Below are 16,567 nucleotides of genomic sequence, written 5' to 3' on the forward strand. Positions count from 1 at the left end.
ATCAACTCAGTTTTACCAGTTGTTCCATGGCAATCACTCAGTTTTTTGCAACTTTACCGCTGACAAGTCCAGGTAATATCCCAAAACATTATGAATCCTTATTGGAACAAATGAGCTACTTTAAGCTTCCACCAAGGCGGGAAGACAGAACTTACCCAAGGTGGGTAAAGCCAAAACCCAGAAAGTATCCACATAAAAAGAACAATGCCAGTCAGCTTAACTGACTGGCATTACGCCATGAGCGCTGTTTCTGCGAGGCAATGAACGCTAGATAATTAAACCGCAATTGCTTTCAATTGGTCTTTTGCGGCTGCAATGCCTTGTGCTGCGGATTCTTCACCCATATTCAGTGCTTCAGCATAAGCAAACTCAACATCAGTCAGGCCGATGAAGCCCAGAATGGTTTTGAGGTATGGGGTGACATTGTCGGTCGCACTTCCCTGATGAATACCGCCACGTGTGGTAATTACCACGACTTTCTTATTCTCAAGTAAGCCTTGAACACCCGTTTCTGTATATTGGAAAGTAACACCGGCACGCGCAATCAGATCGAACCAGTTTTTTAACTGTGTCGGGATGGTGAAGTTATACATTGGCGCTGCAATCACGATTGTGTCAGCTGCTTTAATCTCAGCAATCAGTTGATCAGAAAGATTGACGACAGCTTGTTGTTCATCACTCAGGTCTTCAGCGGCACGAAGCGCTGTAGCAACCGAGAAATCGAGTACAGGAAGTGGGTTAGCCGCTAGATCACGGAGTGTCACCTGTGCATCACCAAACTTCTCCAGATAAGCATCAAGCAGTTTACTGGATTGAGAATATTCACCAAGAATACTGGATTTCAGAGCAAGAACATGAGACATAATAAATTCCTTGTTTAGTTGGAAATATGTGAACTGTAAACAGAAAAATATTTTAGTGCTCAGAGAAAGATAAAGAAGTAGGAATATTTGCTGAACCTATTCGAAAATATTGAATTGATATACTGTCGATCATAGGTGATGAATTGCTACTCAAAGTGAGTCACCCCGCTGAGCGAGGTGACAGTCAACACAATAGCTGATGTGTTGAGTGAGGGGTTAAAGCTTTTCGTTTAACTCACTGACAGAACGGGAAATATTCTCTGCACCCAGATAAATTTCATCGATTACCGTTGCAACCTGAGATATTTTGTCCATGCCCTCACCGGCAATCTGATTGACTTCAGACATGGCCGAGGTTGCCGAAAGCATCAGTTGATGGGTTTCATTGACAACGTTGGCGATTTCTTCCGTGGATTGAGCCGTCCGGGATGCGAGTTTACGAACCTCATCGGCAACCACGGCAAACCCCCGTCCTTGTTCACCGGCACGAGCCGCTTCAATGGCTGCATTCAATGCGAGGAGGTTAGTCTGTTCGGCAATTCCTCGGATGGTATCGACTATCTCTTCGATATTTTTGGATTTATCATTCAGTGACTGGATTTTTTCTGAGGTTTCCTGAACCTGACTGGTAATCTTCTTCGAGACTTCGACTGCTTCATCCAGTTGACTTGCGCCTTGTTTTGCGATTTGAGAAGTCTCCACGGCGGTACTGAAGGCTAAATCGGTGGACTCGGCAATCGCAATATTCCGTTTTTCCTGCTGGGTAATATCCGATGCAAACTTGATGACTTTTGTCACTTTGCCATTAGCGTTAAGTATCGGATTATAAGTCGCCTCGAGCCAGACATGTTCTCCATGACTTGAAATGCGGAGAAACTTACCGGATTTAAACTGACCTCGTCCCAGCTCTTGCCAGAAATTTGGGTTATTGCGGATAAAAGCCTCATCACAGAAAATTCGGTGATGTTTGCCTTTAAGCTGCTCTTGGGTATATCCCATTGTCTGCATAAAATTTTTATTCGCGCTGATAATATGGCCGTCAGGTTCAAACTCAATAATTGCCAACGAGCGGTTTAACGCATCCAGAATATTTTCTCTGGTTTTACTCTGTTCATATTTATCTGTGACGTCATTGGCGATTTTCATGATCCGAACCACTTTATTATCAATGACGATCGGAAAGTAGGTTGCCTCTAGCCAGACATTCTCTCCGCTTTTACTCTTTCGTCTGAATGTACCATGTTGTGATTGGCCGGCGGCCAGCTCCCTCCAAAACTTAGTATATTCCTGACTGCGACTGTAATCATCAAAACAGAGCATAGAATGATGTTTGCCAAGGACTTCTTCTCGTTTGTAGCCTAACGTATCCAAAAAAATGTCATTGATATTGATTAGCTTACCGTCAATATCGAATTCAACCACAGCAACATGTCTTTCAATCGATGTTGTTGTGCCTTGTAAGGTATGTAATTGTTGTTGTGTTTTTTGTAAATCAGATTTTAATTGTCGGCTCATAAACATGAGAAAAATCCTTAATGATCATGGATTAAAAATGTAGCAAGGTGTTCAGTCACACAATGTTGTCACTGATATGAATAATTATAGAAGCTATGAGTGGGAGTATGGTTATAAATGAAAATTATATATTCAATATAAAATGTCTATCACTTCATCTCATTGTATTTTAAAGCTATGTAGCACTCAATAAACAAACGCAAAATCGATGAAAAGGGTTACATAGCGACAGGATAGCAGCACAAAAAGGTGTTTGGAATCATTAATTTTTGATTAATATCAGAAATATAGATTAGATGTTAGCTTCTGATTTGAACATCCTTTATATTCAGGCACTAGAAATTTTTTCTAATTCTGTTGGCAATGGATATACCATTCCGTCAATATACTGACGGTTCGGTAACATTCAAATCACATTCTCATGAAACAGGTAATCTAATTGATCATAAAATATATGCATATATCATACTTATCAGTTAGTTAATTAAATCGCATAAGTAAAGAGACTTGTGAAAGCGCTCAGAGCAGGTTAGGGTTAAAGTGAGAATATTTTTTGACGCAGGCGATAATTGATGAAAACAACGTCCTCAGAACATCTGCTGCATTGCTGTTCATCTCATCGTGAAGAACGCATGGGATACTTTTTAACGGCATTTCAACCGATTGTGGATTGTCAGAAAAATGTGATTGTTGGCTATGAAGCTCTGGTACGGGGTCAAAATGAAGAAGATGCCGATACAGTCATTGCTTCAGTAAAAAAAGATAGTCGCTACGCATTTGACCAAATGTGTCGGGTCAGGGCAATTGAAAATGCATCACGTCTTGGCTTGGAGCTGCTATTGAGCATTAATTTTCTACCCAATGCCATCTTACATCCAGAGCAGTGTTTACAAGCCACTCTGGCAGTCGCGGATCGATTTAGATTTCCGACCGAGAATATCATTTTTGAATTTACGGAAGTTGAAGCGATTGAAGATGTCAGCGGAATGCTTGAAATCATCCGGACTTATCAGAATTTAGGTTTTAAAACTGCGATCGATGATTTCGGCTCCGGTTACTCGGGATTGGGGTTGCTTGCTGATCTCCAAACCGACATTGTCAAACTGGATATGTCATTGATTCGGCACATTCATCAAGACCCGGTTCGCCAGTGTATTTTGAAGCATTCGCTCAATATGATGAATGAACTGAATATTGATGTAATCGCTGAAGGGATTGAGTCAAAAGAAGAAATGCTTTGGTTAAAACGTGCGGGGATCCGTTTTATGCAAGGCTTTTATTTTGCAGCACCGGAAATCAATCGGCTGCCTTTAGTTGATTCTCAGGTTTTTGTTGGTGAATAACAGCACAATCGAAACACGGCAGGTACGATACGATTGTACCTGCCGTTTGAGAGCGCTTAATTCGATTGAAATACTTCAATAAACTCACGCTTGAGAATAGGATCCCGGCGCGCTTTTTTCAGTTGTTTGATCATATCTTTCACACATTGGAACAACACTTGATCCAGCATCTGTGCCCGATAATCTTCTTTGGCTTGGTCATCCATCGAAGCCGGTAAATCCATCCCAGCAATGCCTTCCATGGTTTCAATACCGGCAAACGCCTGACTCACTGATACCAGTGCATGAAATTGTTCAAAATTATCTAAAATATTTTGCGCACTGGCCGGCAGACTATTCCATTCTTCTCTGACGGCTTCTTCCGAGACTTCATGGATCGAAGCGATCATTGTAAACATTTCCTGAGGAACATCATCAAATAAAATGACCTGACGTAGTTCAGGAGACAAGTCATCAAGCTGAATCTGAGGTTCTTGATTTTGTGTCGTATCAGACATAAAGGGCACTCATCGGGTTAAAAACTCCATGCTAAAAGGAAGTTTTTGGTTGTCAATTCATTCTGTATGCAGAATGAGACAGTTGTCAGTATTCTGAGCAGATCGGAGAGGTTTTCGCCTTATTTTTATTGTGGACAGGCATTTTTGTAGGGACAGGAAAATGACTGTCCCTACATGACTTCCCTACATGAGTGTGTTGAAGCCGGGTTACTCAACCAGTTCGGTTGTATTGGTATTGAGTTCGTCAGGATTGACGACCGGCCAGCCGTTTTCCCAGTTAACTTTTAGAATTCGTAACTTCTGTACACCGTTATCTGCCGTTTCGTAGGCGTGGAGCACGATGTAATCCTGATGATCGAAGGTATAAATCGAATTGTGGCCAAGTGCTGCCCAGTCCTGATTACCTTCAAGAACCAAAGAACCGCCACCGTTTAACATTGAGACCCCATTTTTATCGTAATAGGGGCCTTGTACACTCTGGCTGCGTCCAACCATCACTTTATAAGTGCTGTTCACGCCACGGCAGCAAAAATCGAATGAAACGAACAAATAGTAGTAGCCATCTTTTTTAAAGATAAAGGGGGCTTCAACCGGGTTATCTGTCACACCGGGACGGGAAGCAATATCAAACCACGCTTGTGGCTGTGCGAGGCTCTTCATGTCTGGGTTGAGTTTGACCAGTTTCAGACCGCTCCAGAATGATCCAAAACTCATCCAGATATTGCCATTGTCATCTTCGACAATAGCCGGGTCAATGGCGTTCCAGTTATCGCGATCCGGTACCGACTGGATTACGATGCCCTGATCTTGCCAGTGATAATCCGGTGAATCAGGATTGAGTGTTTGGTTGACAGTGACACCGATAGCTGACGTATTTTTGCCGAATGCTGACACCGAATAATAAAGATAAAACTTGCCATTTTTCTCGTAGATCTCCGGAGCCCAGAGGTGACCATTAAATTCCGGGGCGACGGATCTTGCCCATGTCGGCTCAGTGCTAAAGACACGATCAGCGTATTTCCAGTGAACTTTGTCAGTGGATGAGTACATTGTGATACCCGGTCCGGTACTGAATACATAGTAAATACCGTTTTCGCGCGCCATTACCGGGTCATGCACTTCGACCTGAGCAGCATATATGTTTGATAGCATTCCCAAACTAAGCAGTATTGAAATAAACGCCTGTATTATCCTTCTCATAGTGATCCTTTGGAGTGAGTTATTGGAATATCAATATTATATGAATGATGTTTTATATTTATTGAGATCAGTCTAGTTATAAGGACAGACACTTGAAGCCAGACGTAAACATCGACACAGCGGACACTTCAAGTTTTTTATAAGGACAGTCATTCAACAGAATAGGTGATATGATGTATAGCTATCTCATTCTCCATATATTTGATGATAAGGACTGATGTTCTATGTATAAGAAAATTTTGATGGGTAGTGCTTTGTTTTTGACGATATCTGCGAATGCCGCAAATTATTCACAAGATACGGGTATTGTGAGTAACGTTTTTGTCACCCCATCTGGAGCGATTGCTTTGAAATTGAGTCAGGGATATCCCAATGCGGTGAGTTCCGGTCAATGTACTAAAAGTAATGGTTGGGCGGGTGTATCGAACGCAGATGGTGCATTTAAGTCGGTTATTCTGGCAGCAAAAACCGCAGGACAAAAACTCACTGTGACAATTAATGGATGTGAAGGGAATTGGTTTAAAGTTCAGGATATATACTGGCAATAATTTTCTGTATGAATGATGTGTGTCATGGTCAAGGTTATAAGGACAGACACTTTAAACCAATAAGAAAAAGGAGGTTTCCCTCCTTTTTTAACTATTTACCTGATTTCGGTTGCGTAAACCCACCGTAAACATCAAGACGGCGGTGACGTAAGTTAGTGACTGAACCTTCAGTATTTAGCTGTTTCAGTTTATCCAGATCAACATCGGCAAAAATGATCATTTCTGTGTTCGGGCTTGCTTCTGCGATAGTTGCATCGTGCGGGAAGAAGATATCGGATGGTGAAAATACCGCAGATTGTGCGTATTGAATATCCACGTTATCCACACGGGGCAAGTTACCGACACTGCCACCGATTGCAACATAACACTCATTTTCAATCGCCCGGGCTTGTGAACAGAGGCGAACGCGTTGATAGCCATTTTTGGTGTCAGTCCAAAACGGCACAAACATAATTTGTACATCCTTTTCTGCCATCATTCGTCCAAGTTCCGGGAACTCACTATCGTAACAGATGAGAATGCCAACACGTCCCGCATCAGTTTCAAATACACCGATTTCATTACCCCCATCGATGACCCAGTCGCGTTGTTCATGCGGAGTAATATGAACCTTCAATTGTTCATCAATCATACCGTCACGATGAAGCAAATAAGAGATATTGTACAATTTACCATCTCGCTCCTCGGGCATACTACCAGCAATAATATTGATGTTGTATGTGATGGCAAGTTCAGAAAAGCGCTGTTTAATTGCTTCACTAAACGATGCAAGGTAACGAATGGCTTCGACTGAATTTTGATCGTGCTGAAGACCCATCAATGGTGCATTGAAAAACTCAGGAAAGAGTGCAAAGTCGGCTTTATAGTTTGATAATGAGCTGATAAAGAATTCAGATTGTTCGAGTAAATCTTCCAGACTCGTGACCTGACGCATTTGCCATTGGACGATACCAATACGAACAAGCGTTTTATCGAGTTCATGAATGGATGACTGGTCTTCTTCATAAAAGAAGTTATCCCATTCAAGGAGTGTCGCATAGCCCTGAGATTTATCATCCTCGGGCAAATAGTGGCGCATAATCCGTTTAACATCAAAGTCATTGGCGAGCTGGAAGGAGAGGATCGGGTCGTGAATGGTTTTTCGTTTAACCTGCTCAATATATTCGGTGACTCTCATCTCATCAGAGTATTTGTGGTAACCCGTGATTCTGCCCCCGGTCAGAATCGCTTTGAGGTTTTCACTCTGACAAAGCTCTTTGCGCGCATGATATAAACGTCGGCCTAAACGCATACCGCGATAGTCAGGATGGACGAAAACATCGAGCCCATACATTGCATCACCGTGTGGGTTGTGTTGAATCACGTCGTTTTTATCAACAATGTCTGTGTAAACATGGGGGAGTGAGTAACGGTTGTAATCAACTTTTATGGTTAACGCTGCGGCAACAATCTTACCGTTGTCTTCAATACAGATCTGCCCGTCTGGAAATTGGCGGATAAGATCCATGATGGTCATTTTTGGCCATGCTCCCCCGACATCTGGAAAGACGAGATCCATGAGCGCTGCGAGCTCATCGTAATCACTCTTTTCAATCACACGCAGTGTCAATCGCGGGTTGGACGTTTTCATAAGTACCTCTGGATTCTTTTTATTTGATTATGTGTCGGACTTGCCTAACGTAATTTTACGGTGGGAAATATTTATAAGTGTACCATAAATAACCTAGTAAATGAGTCGGGTATCGGTTAGGTTTTTGTTATCAATTACTTTACTCATAAAGCACCTGGTATGTCCAACAAAGTTGGAGTGGGGATCAGTTACAAGGACAGACACTATTTTAGTCACATCTGTGCCACGTGTGTCAGTTCATATTGAAGCGGTTAAAAATGAACCAGAGTGTTGTTCTTGTTGGTTGAGTTAAGTTATGAGGACAGGCACTTTCGTTATAGGAAAGCGTTACAGGGAGTGTTATAGGGACAGACACTTTATCGAAGTGAGAAGCTCACGTTTAATTGCTGAATTAAATATCAGAATTATTGAAACATTCGAAGAGGCTGATACAATTTAAAGTTTCGCGATAACTCCAGAAAAACTTATTTAATCGTTCAGAAGTTATCATTATTTTTGACACTATTTAGGAATATCAATGAAAAACTTTTTTCGAAGTTTGATTGTAATGGGAATTGCTCTGAGTGGTTCAATTCAGGCGGCAGAATATCCGGCAGCATTTAAAATTAGTTCTATTTTTATGTCGGGTCCGACGAATTTTCACTTTCGGGTTATATCAAATAACCCCGGAGCTTGGCATTGTCACAACGGCCCCAAAAATCCGTCTTGGTCATATATCAATGAAAATGATCCCGGTAGTAAAGGTATGATGTCCGCATTAATGGCAGCATATGTGGCAAAGAAAACTGTCAAAGTCGTGACTGAAGGAGTCGATACACCTGTCGGGCATATGTGCCACATTATTGAGTTTCAAATTTCTGAATAATCTGAATTGCGAAACTTTCTATAAATATTTATCAGATTATGAATGAATCACTATCCCGGCATCATCCAATACCGGGATATTTTTATTCACATGATTTCAAAAAATAATAAATTGATTAATATAAATCTATCTGGGAAATATCATCTGAATTTTATTATGATATTGACTCACTTGATGATTCGCGCTCTGAAAGAGCGTCCTTTTATTTTGCCATTTTCTAGCTTTTTCACAGCCTTTTTACCGACATTTTTATGTACGGCAACATAAGCACGCATATCGAACAAATTAATTTTTCCGACTTGTTTGCCTTCAATACCTTGCTGGCCGGTAAGGGCACCGAGAATATCGCCGGCACGGACTTTTTGTTTTTTGCCGCCAGAGATTTCAATGGTGACCATCTCAGGTTCAAATGGTGAGCGGTTGAGCACATCATCAGCCGGTAACGCAACCGGATCAATCGGGGTGTTCATGTATTCATCGATCTGAGCTACCCGAATGCCTTCGTTGGCACTGAAAAGACTACATGCCATCCCCTTGCTGCCCGCTCGGCCTGTCCGGCCGATTCGGTGAACGTGGACCTCTGGATCGCGCGACAGACGATAATTAATGACCATATCGAGTTGGTCAACATCCAGCCCCCGGGCTGCAACATCAGTTGCGATGAGAATCGAGACACTTTTATTGGTAAACTGGACCAATGATTGGTTTCGCTCCCGCTGTTCCAGATCGCCATGTAAATCGATAACGCTGAAACCATCGTGGTAGAGAGAATCGGCTACCTCTTGCACCTCACGTTTGGTGTTGCAGAAAATAACGGTTGATTCCGGTTGATGAGCAAGGAGCAGTTTTTTCAGTGCCAGTAAGCGGTCTTCATCATTACCGACTTGATAGAATGCCTGATGAATGGAGGTATTATCATGAGTAGACTCGACTTTGATCCACTCAGGGTTTTGCATGATCCGCTGTGCAATTGACTGAATCTGCGCTGGAAATGTTGCACTGAACAGCAAGGTTTGTCGTTGAGACGGAACGTGGTCAATAATGGCATCTAATGCGTCTTGAAAGCCCATCTCCAGCATTCGGTCAGCTTCATCTAAGACCAACGTATTTAATTCTGATAAATCGATCCGACCTTTCTGCAAATGGTCAAGAATTCGTCCCGGCGTGCCAACCAAAATATGCGCACCGTGAGCGAGAGAACCGATTTGCGGGCCCATCGGCATGCCACCGCAGAGTGTCAGCACTTTTATGTTATGGATGGTTTTTGCCAGTGAACGGATCTCATTAGCGACTTGTTCCGCCAGCTCACGAGTTGGACAGAGAACCAGTGACTGTATGCGAAAGCGTTTCACATTCAGATTATGCAGTAAGCTGAGTCCAAATGCTGCGGTCTTGCCCGAACCGGTTTTTCCCTGTCCGATAATATCTTTTCCCTGAAGAAGAAAAGGCAGACTTTGCGCTTGAATTGGCGTCATATGGGTATAACCAAGGGCGTCGAGGCTCTGCAATAGTTCCGGAGATAAAGGCAGAGAAGAAAAAGGTAACTGGCTCACAAGGGCATTCCTCATATAGGTTGAACTGGGTTGCGGATCGTGCAGTCTATAGATACTTCGAACCAAATATCAATTGAACGGCTATGACTGAGTCCGTTTATGTTTTGGTACATAATTCAGAATAGAGATCGGAACCGGTTTTTTCGGTTCGAATCCGGCAACTTCTCTACGCTCGATTAAGTGACCAAGGCGGCTTTCAATCATGCACAAATTTTTAAAATTATCTTTAGAAACAAAAGAGATAGCTTCACCGGATGCATTGGCTCTTCCGGTTCGGCCGATGCGGTGCACATATTCATCCGCAGGAAAAGGCAGATCGTAGTTGATCACACGTTGTAGTGAATCAATATCGATACCTCGGGCTGCTACACCTGTTGCGATCATATATTTGATCTGGCCGGTTTTAAAATCATCCAGCAACTTGGCTCGGATTGCCTGGCTACGACCACTATGAAAGGCTTCGGCCTGAATACCGCGTTTCTCCAACTGACTGACCAGTTTGGCTGCACCATGTTTGGTTTCAATGAAGATGAGTGCTTGATCCCATTGGTTCTCCTGAATCAGATGAGCCAGCAGTGCTGATTTTTTGTCTTTATCAACGGTGATCAACCACTGTTCAATATTGGGTTTAGAAGCCTGATTCGCGGCAATAGTAATTTCGCGTGGATTGTGGACCGCTGTCTTCGCCAGATCACGAACCTTATGTGATAACGTCGCTGAAAATAATAGGTGTTGAATATTTTCTGGCAGCCGATCAAGAATTTTATTCAGATCATCGATAAATCCCATATCCAGCATTCGGTCTGCTTCATCAAGGACAAGCACTTCGACTTCTTCGAAGTAAACCGCCCGTTGATGGTACAGATCGAGTAGTCGCCCCGGGGTTGCCACCAGTATATCAACGCCTTCAATCAGATGTTGTTTCTGGGGTTTTTCATCAACGCCACCATAAATTGCGAGAGATGTCAGGGGGAGATATTGACCGTATTGGGTGATTTTCTCCGCGACCTGAATTGCCAGCTCTCGAGTGGGGACTAATATCAAAGCCCGAATGCGTTTTTTACGCTGAGTTTGTCCTTGTGCGAGCCGGTTCAGGATTGGGAGGACAAATCCGGCGGTTTTACCGGTGCCGGTTTGTGCCGCAGCAATGAGGTCATGTTCCTGTAGAATTACAGGAATGGCCTGATTCTGAATCGTCGTTGGCTGAAGATACCCAAGTTCACTAATAGCTTGAAGTAGGGGAGGACTGAGTCCGAGTTTCGCGAATGACATAGTGACCTCTGATGCTTTGGCGCGGCTGAATAAACAAAACGCGCGATTCTAGCACGAAGTCGGTCTTGATGAGAGCTTTATCTGTTCGGGGGAGCAAGAAAATTGCCGCTTCACCAATCGGTGTCAGCGGCATTCTCCAGATGGCTGTCTAGCTCGCTAGTGGATTGTATTCCAAAGAACATGTGAATGTCTGATGTTTGGTATACTTTGCATTCTTGATATCAGCTTCAGCCTCGTTAGGACGTGTGTTTCTTAAATCGAAATTCAGTTCGCTTGTGACAATTGCGACGCTATTTCCTTGATAAGATTGAGAAACTAAATAGTATTTCACAAAGTTGAGTTCGTAAGATGTGATGTTTTGTTTCAATATCGTATAGGTGAAAGATTGATTGTTTGCGCAATGAATACTGGTTTCATTGAGTTGTTTCACTTGACTTCCCCAGCGTTCTTCCGTGGTATTTATCATTCGCTTTAAATTTTCATTCTTGAATCGCACAAACTGCTTGTCGGTGAGCGGCGGAAGATGCTTATAGTTTACCACTTCAGCAGAATAAAAGTGACTATCGTAAGGCGTTTTAAATCCGACGAAAGTATCTCTTTGGTCCGGTGTATTTTCAGAATGTTCTTTGATTTGTGTGTAGGTCCACTCTCCGTGATCTTCGGTAACTGGCGCTGTAATCTTCAAGTCACCTTGTGGCGAAGTATAAGTTAAGCCATCTAATTTCCCATGTAATATTTTGGGAGCCGGTAACAATCCACCAATTGTTCCACCGGAACATGCAGTGATGAGTGCTGACGATAAAATAATGCTTAATTTTTTATACATAACTTCCCTTACAGCCTAAACATATTCAATGATTGCTGATGGTTTGACTGAACCGTCGTTTTGACTGGACCATTGGTTGATATAGAGCGGCAATTTATAAATGAGCTTGCAGATAACTTCACCAAGCTATGCGTGCTTGTGTATATCAATGCTAAAATCATATTTTTAATGGACAATACTGATCATTTTTAGGTCATAAGATGACGATAATATTTTGGTTTATCAACTAAATATCATTAGTAATCAATAAAAATGCGGAACATGTCATGTGCTTGCGGTTCGTCATTACATATTCTCTAGAATAGATGTGTTCATTGATGATGAGCGCAATGTGCACAATGACCGTTTATCGGTGGGGGACTATTGATTTACCGGAAACCACTGAGAAAGTCAGGGAAGGTGGTCATCGTCCTCGAACTCCCTCATTTGATTCAATCCTTTTGCGAGACCCAAATAACGTTTTCATCTGGATTCGGAACTTCAAACTTGGACCAGAATAAATCCAACATTTCTGGTGTCATCTCGTAAGACTTACCTTCTAAAGTTGTATTGCGGGCCATTGCTCGTTGTTTACAAATATCAAAGCTAATATCCAAATAGTGAATTTCATGCTCCACGCCGATACCGGATGCCCAATCCTGAAAAGCTTGGCGTTCAGTTCTGGTCCAAAGTCCGAAATCGAAAATGACAGGGGTGCCAAGGGAGAGAAGTTGTAATGTCGCGTCTTCAAATAACGCTTTTAGCGTTGACAGGCGGTGGTCAAACACATCCCGTTCTATATGCTCGCCATATAATGGGATCATCCATTCATCGATAGAAAAGCGAAACGCCCCATATTTTTTCGCCAGTGCTTTGGCATATGTTGTTTTCCCTGAACCAATAAAGCCGCATATAGAATATATCTTGGTCATAGGTATTCTTTATCTCTGGTTACAATCTGACATTCAATTAAAAACTATTGACCGATAATTTCATGGCCATATGAATTATCGATTGAGCATAACCAAATTCCTTGAGCATTTTTAGTAAAAACATAAGTCGCTTTGCGTGTCACTTCAGAATATGTCGGTGCAGATATTACCGTATTTGCCAAAACCAGTGCTGTGTTGCCTGATTCGAGTACTTCTAACCCTTGCTGCTTGACTTGCAATCCATTTTTGAAATAAACGGCGATGGCTTCAAAGGCTTTACGGATGGCAGCTTTACCGACAGCATTTTTACCGGGTTCTATGACTAGAACTGCATCCTCAGTATAAATATTCATCAGGGAATCAAAATCCTCTGTAACAATGGCTTGATCTGCTTTTTTGATTTGTTCGATAACTGGATGATTCATTATTTCTCCATCATTAATGGTCTGATTGTTCAACAAACATTGTTTGCAAGAGTCATTGTTTGTAAAAGACATTGTTTGTAAGGGACATTGTTTGTAAGGGACATTGTCGTAAGAAACATACTTTACGGTTTGCTTATAAAATGACACGAATATAAGGTTCGGTCATCCGAATTCTACACCCGTCAAATAAAATAATATGCACATATATGTATATCATTTATGAATTAGAAACAACCCTGTATTTCAATGTTAAGCAAAAAGTTTCATTAATGGAAAATATGATTCTATTTTTGGTTTTATCAGTAACCTTGCTGTTAAATGACATAAAATACTAATTAATATTCAACAAATTGTATGGAACATTACAAAATGAGTATTTGAGTAAAAATTTGGGCTGAGGGCTATTTATTGACCCAGGTCATTGCTAAGGAGTATTTTCGATGCGTTCAAGTCAGGTTTCTTTCTTTTTCAGCATGAGTTCGGCCTCCTAACAAATAACCAGCATCGTTTACGGTGAAACTAAACTGATATTTGTCGTTTTTAGTCATTTGGGAGTTTTTGAGCGTGTTATCATTTAGACGTTTTTATGCGTGTTCGTTTGTTCATGTAAGAAAACGGATATGCAGTTTCTATCTATCTCTCTCGTCTTTGTGACTACTTAATGTGATGGAAGAGGTGCCTGATTGACCGGATACGAATGATGCATTCGTATTACGGGCATTGCATTGGCGGATGTTTTCTGAACATCAAGAATAAGAAGAGAAGCACATGAGTTATAAAAAATATTCAGGTTCTGCCGGTGGGTGGGGGGCTTTAAAAGCAACGACTCAGCATTTATTCAAGAGTGAGAATGTAGCGAAAAACATATCAAATCTATTGCGTACAAATCAAGATCACGGGTTTGACTGTCCGGGGTGTGCCTGGGGTGAGAAAGGGGTTCCGGGACGGTTTCGTTTTTGTGAAAACGGTGCGAAAGCAGTGAACTGGGAAGCAACATCTCGCCGGGTCGGCCGGGAATTTTTTGCGCAATATTCAGTCGACTGGTTGAATAAGCAGACGGATTATTTTCTCGAATATCAGGGGCGTCTCAATGAGCCGATGAGCTATAACCCGGATACGGATCACTATGAGCCGATCTGTTGGGAAGATGCTTACGAGATGGTGGCCAGTTATCTGAATTTACTGGAAGACCCCAATCAGGCTGAATTCTATACCTCAGGGCGAGCGAGCAATGAGGCCGCTTTTGTTTATCAGTTATTTGTCCGTCGTTTTGGTACCAATAATTTTCCTGACTGTTCCAATATGTGCCATGAAGCAACCAGTTATGCACTGGGAAAAAGTATTGGTATCGGCAAAGGCACGGTAACTATCGATGATTTTGAACATGCGGATGCAATTTTCTTATTCGGACAAAACCCGGGCACCAACCATCCCCGGATGCTCGAAACACTGAGTGATGCCTATCGGCGCGGTGCCAAAGTTGTTGCTTTCAACAATCTGAAAGAGCGAGGATTGGAGCGCTTTACCAATCCGCAACACTCACTGGAAATGATCAGTAACAGTTCGACACCGACAACCAGTCACTATTTCATGCCGAAACTGGGTGGCGATATGGCAGTCGTGCGCGGCATCGTTAAAGTGTTGCTGGGGTATCATCAGGCCGCGGTACAACGGGGCGAGTCGGTGTTTGATTTAGCGTTTATAGAACAGCATACCGAGGGACTATCCGCTTATCTCGAACAGGTTGAAGCAACCTCTTGGTCGGCTATTACTCAGCAATCAGGCCTGACTCAGGATGAAATTATTCAAGCGGCCGATATTTATCTTCATGCGGAAAAACGCATAGTAACCTGGGCAATGGGTATTACGCAGCACAAACATTCGGTTGCCATTATCGAAGAGTTGGTTAATTTACAATTACTGTTTGGTCAGATTGGCAAACCGGGAGCGGGGTTGTGTCCGGTTCGTGGTCACTCGAATGTACAGGGCGATCGGACGGTGGGTATCAATGATCATCCGCCACAAGCATTACTGAATAATATCGAAAAGGTATTCGGATTCCGCCCGCCACAAGCGCATGGTCATAATGTGCATCATGCATTGCAAGCGATGGCCCGTGGTGACAGTAAAGTCTTTATCGGTTTGGGAGGCAATCTGGTGGCCGCGGCACCGGATACAGCCCGGGTAGCAGAAGCGATGCGTCAGTGTGAACTGACAGTCCATATCGCGACGAAGCTCAACCGCAGCCATGTCAACCCGGGGAAAGCATCGTTAATTTTACCATGTCTGGGGCGTACCGATATTGATATGCAGGCCAGTGGTGAACAGCGGGTCACCGTCGAGGATTCATTCTCAATGGTTCATGCTTCATCCGGACGGGTTGATATGAGTGAGGAGTCGATTCGCTCAGAAGTGGCAATTGTGGTGGGAATTGCTAAAGCAACACTGGGCGAACATAACCCGGTTGACTGGCAATCACTGGCGGATAATTATGATCGTATCCGTGATTTGATTGAACAGACTATTCCCGGCTTTGATAACTTCAATCAGCGTCTCGATATACCGGGTGGGTTTTATTTAGGTAATAGCGCCAGAGAGCTGAACTGGAAAACCGCTTCGGGAAAAGCGATGATCGCGGCAAACGAGCTACCGGAACATATATTGTCGTTTGATCCACAGCGTATGACGGATAAACCGGTCTTTATGCTTCAGACGATGCGCTCACACGATCAGTACAATACCACGGTTTATGGATATGATGATCGTTACCGGGGGATTCGGGGAGAGCGGCAGGTGATTTTCCTTAATCCGAAAGATATTGAGTTACTGGGTTTAAAGCCGGAAGAACGAGTCGATGTCGAAACGATCTGGACCGATGATGTCCAGCGGAAAATTTATAACTTTAAGGTTGTGCCGTATCAAATCCCACAGGGAAATGTCGCAGCGTATTTTCCGGAAGCGAATGCATTGATTCCTCTCGACAGTAAAGGGGATTGGAGCGATACCCCGACGTCGAAAATGGTTGCTGTCATGCTGGTTCCGACGCAAAGTGAACCTTTATTAGTCAATGACCGCCATTCATGATCCGAAGTTGAATGATGATTATCTGAAATACAACA

Annotated in this window: 14 protein-coding genes and 1 pseudogene; 5 read left to right on the plus strand and 10 right to left on the minus strand. The window is 42.8% G+C overall.

Features of this window, described 5'->3' with window-relative positions; translation table 11 throughout:
- Positions 1 to 224: pseudogene (locus VR7878_RS21285) on the plus strand (IS4 family transposase); the annotation flags it as partial.
- Between the two features lie 51 nt (positions 225 to 275).
- Here VR7878_RS21285 and VR7878_RS00490 read toward each other — a convergent pair.
- Both VR7878_RS00490 and VR7878_RS21525 read right to left on the minus strand, forming a co-directional pair.
- Positions 276 to 863: an FMN-dependent NADH-azoreductase gene (locus VR7878_RS00490; protein ID WP_077332400.1), complete on the minus strand. Its 588-nt coding sequence runs from the start codon at positions 861 to 863 to the stop codon at positions 276 to 278.
- 216 nt (positions 864 to 1,079) lie between these two features.
- Positions 1,080 to 2,378: a methyl-accepting chemotaxis protein gene (locus tag VR7878_RS21525; RefSeq protein ID WP_205409399.1), complete on the minus strand. Its 1,299-nt coding sequence runs from the start codon at positions 2,376 to 2,378 to the stop codon at positions 1,080 to 1,082.
- 572 nt (positions 2,379 to 2,950) lie between these two features.
- Between VR7878_RS21525 and VR7878_RS00500 the strand changes: the two genes are divergently transcribed.
- Complete coding sequence (locus tag VR7878_RS00500) at positions 2,951 to 3,721, plus strand: EAL domain-containing protein (protein ID WP_077332404.1); 771 nt, start codon at positions 2,951 to 2,953, stop codon at positions 3,719 to 3,721.
- 56 nt (positions 3,722 to 3,777) lie between these two features.
- Here the strand turns inward: VR7878_RS00500 and VR7878_RS00505 are convergent, their stop codons facing one another.
- Positions 3,778 to 4,218, minus strand: a complete 441-nt coding sequence (locus VR7878_RS00505) for a DUF3069 domain-containing protein (RefSeq protein WP_077332406.1) — start codon at positions 4,216 to 4,218, stop codon at positions 3,778 to 3,780.
- A gap of 207 nt (positions 4,219 to 4,425) precedes the next feature.
- A complete protein-coding gene (locus VR7878_RS00510; protein ID WP_077332408.1) occupies positions 4,426 to 5,418 on the minus strand; it encodes an arabinan endo-1,5-alpha-L-arabinosidase in 993 nt (330 codons plus the stop codon).
- Positions 5,419 to 5,642: 224 nt separating this feature from the next.
- On the opposite strand from VR7878_RS00510, the gene VR7878_RS00515 reads away from it, so the two are divergent.
- Positions 5,643 to 5,966, plus strand: coding sequence for a hypothetical protein (locus tag VR7878_RS00515; protein WP_077332410.1), 324 nt, complete (start codon positions 5,643 to 5,645; stop codon positions 5,964 to 5,966).
- 91 nt (positions 5,967 to 6,057) lie between these two features.
- On the opposite strand, the gene VR7878_RS00520 is transcribed toward VR7878_RS00515, so the two are convergent.
- A complete protein-coding gene (locus VR7878_RS00520; protein ID WP_077332412.1) occupies positions 6,058 to 7,596 on the minus strand; it encodes a bifunctional GNAT family N-acetyltransferase/carbon-nitrogen hydrolase family protein in 1,539 nt (512 codons plus the stop codon).
- Between the two features lie 517 nt (positions 7,597 to 8,113).
- On the opposite strand from VR7878_RS00520, the gene VR7878_RS00525 reads away from it, so the two are divergent.
- A complete protein-coding gene (locus VR7878_RS00525; RefSeq protein WP_235862819.1) occupies positions 8,114 to 8,461 on the plus strand; it encodes a hypothetical protein in 348 nt (115 codons plus the stop codon).
- Positions 8,462 to 8,628: 167 nt separating this feature from the next.
- Here the strand turns inward: VR7878_RS00525 and dbpA are convergent, their stop codons facing one another.
- The 5 genes from dbpA to VR7878_RS00550 form a co-directional block, all read right to left on the minus strand.
- A complete protein-coding gene (gene dbpA / locus VR7878_RS00530) occupies positions 8,629 to 10,014 on the minus strand; it encodes an ATP-dependent RNA helicase DbpA (RefSeq protein ID WP_077332414.1) in 1,386 nt (461 codons plus the stop codon).
- 81 nt (positions 10,015 to 10,095) lie between these two features.
- Entirely contained in the window at positions 10,096 to 11,286 is a 1,191-nt protein-coding gene (locus VR7878_RS00535) for a DEAD/DEAH box helicase (protein ID WP_077332416.1), read from the minus strand.
- Between the two features lie 148 nt (positions 11,287 to 11,434).
- Entirely contained in the window at positions 11,435 to 12,112 is a 678-nt protein-coding gene (locus tag VR7878_RS00540) for a hypothetical protein (RefSeq protein WP_077332418.1), read from the minus strand.
- Between the two features lie 431 nt (positions 12,113 to 12,543).
- Positions 12,544 to 13,023: a P-loop nucleotide/nucleoside kinase family protein gene (locus VR7878_RS00545; RefSeq protein ID WP_077332420.1), complete on the minus strand. Its 480-nt coding sequence runs from the start codon at positions 13,021 to 13,023 to the stop codon at positions 12,544 to 12,546.
- 44 nt (positions 13,024 to 13,067) lie between these two features.
- Positions 13,068 to 13,448, minus strand: a complete 381-nt coding sequence (locus tag VR7878_RS00550; protein WP_077332422.1) for a YybH family protein — start codon at positions 13,446 to 13,448, stop codon at positions 13,068 to 13,070.
- Between the two features lie 768 nt (positions 13,449 to 14,216).
- On the opposite strand from VR7878_RS00550, the gene VR7878_RS00555 reads away from it, so the two are divergent.
- Positions 14,217 to 16,532 (plus strand): FdhF/YdeP family oxidoreductase, encoded by a 2,316-nt coding sequence (locus tag VR7878_RS00555; protein WP_077332424.1) that lies wholly within the window; start codon positions 14,217 to 14,219, stop codon positions 16,530 to 16,532.
- Positions 16,533 to 16,567 lie beyond the last annotated feature (35 nt).

It is taken from the genome of Vibrio ruber DSM 16370 (assembly GCF_900163965.1).
Lineage (GTDB): Bacteria > Pseudomonadota > Gammaproteobacteria > Enterobacterales > Vibrionaceae > Vibrio > Vibrio ruber.

What these genes read in the sequence shown, in the direction of transcription:
- VR7878_RS00515 (WP_077332410.1), top strand. Translation starts at nt 5,643, where the DNA reads ATGTATAAGAAAATTTTGATGGGTAGTGCTTTGTTTTTGACGATATCT.
- VR7878_RS00555 (WP_077332424.1), top strand. Translation starts at nt 14,217, where the DNA reads ATGAGTTATAAAAAATATTCAGGTTCTGCCGGTGGGTGGGGGGCTTTA.
- VR7878_RS00535 (WP_077332416.1), bottom strand. Translation starts at nt 11,286, where the DNA reads ATGTCATTCGCGAAACTCGGACTCAGTCCTCCCCTACTTCAAGCTATT.
- VR7878_RS00505 (WP_077332406.1), bottom strand. Translation starts at nt 4,218, where the DNA reads ATGTCTGATACGACACAAAATCAAGAACCTCAGATTCAGCTTGATGAC.
- VR7878_RS00540 (WP_077332418.1), bottom strand. Translation starts at nt 12,112, where the DNA reads ATGTATAAAAAATTAAGCATTATTTTATCGTCAGCACTCATCACTGCA.
- VR7878_RS00525 (WP_235862819.1), top strand. Translation starts at nt 8,114, where the DNA reads ATGAAAAACTTTTTTCGAAGTTTGATTGTAATGGGAATTGCTCTGAGT.
- VR7878_RS00545 (WP_077332420.1), bottom strand. Translation starts at nt 13,023, where the DNA reads ATGACCAAGATATATTCTATATGCGGCTTTATTGGTTCAGGGAAAACA.
- VR7878_RS00510 (WP_077332408.1), bottom strand. Translation starts at nt 5,418, where the DNA reads ATGAGAAGGATAATACAGGCGTTTATTTCAATACTGCTTAGTTTGGGA.
- VR7878_RS00490 (WP_077332400.1), bottom strand. Translation starts at nt 863, where the DNA reads ATGTCTCATGTTCTTGCTCTGAAATCCAGTATTCTTGGTGAATATTCT.
- VR7878_RS00550 (WP_077332422.1), bottom strand. Translation starts at nt 13,448, where the DNA reads ATGAATCATCCAGTTATCGAACAAATCAAAAAAGCAGATCAAGCCATT.
- VR7878_RS21525 (WP_205409399.1), bottom strand. Translation starts at nt 2,378, where the DNA reads ATGAGCCGACAATTAAAATCTGATTTACAAAAAACACAACAACAATTA.
- VR7878_RS00500 (WP_077332404.1), top strand. Translation starts at nt 2,951, where the DNA reads ATGAAAACAACGTCCTCAGAACATCTGCTGCATTGCTGTTCATCTCAT.
- VR7878_RS00520 (WP_077332412.1), bottom strand. Translation starts at nt 7,596, where the DNA reads ATGAAAACGTCCAACCCGCGATTGACACTGCGTGTGATTGAAAAGAGT.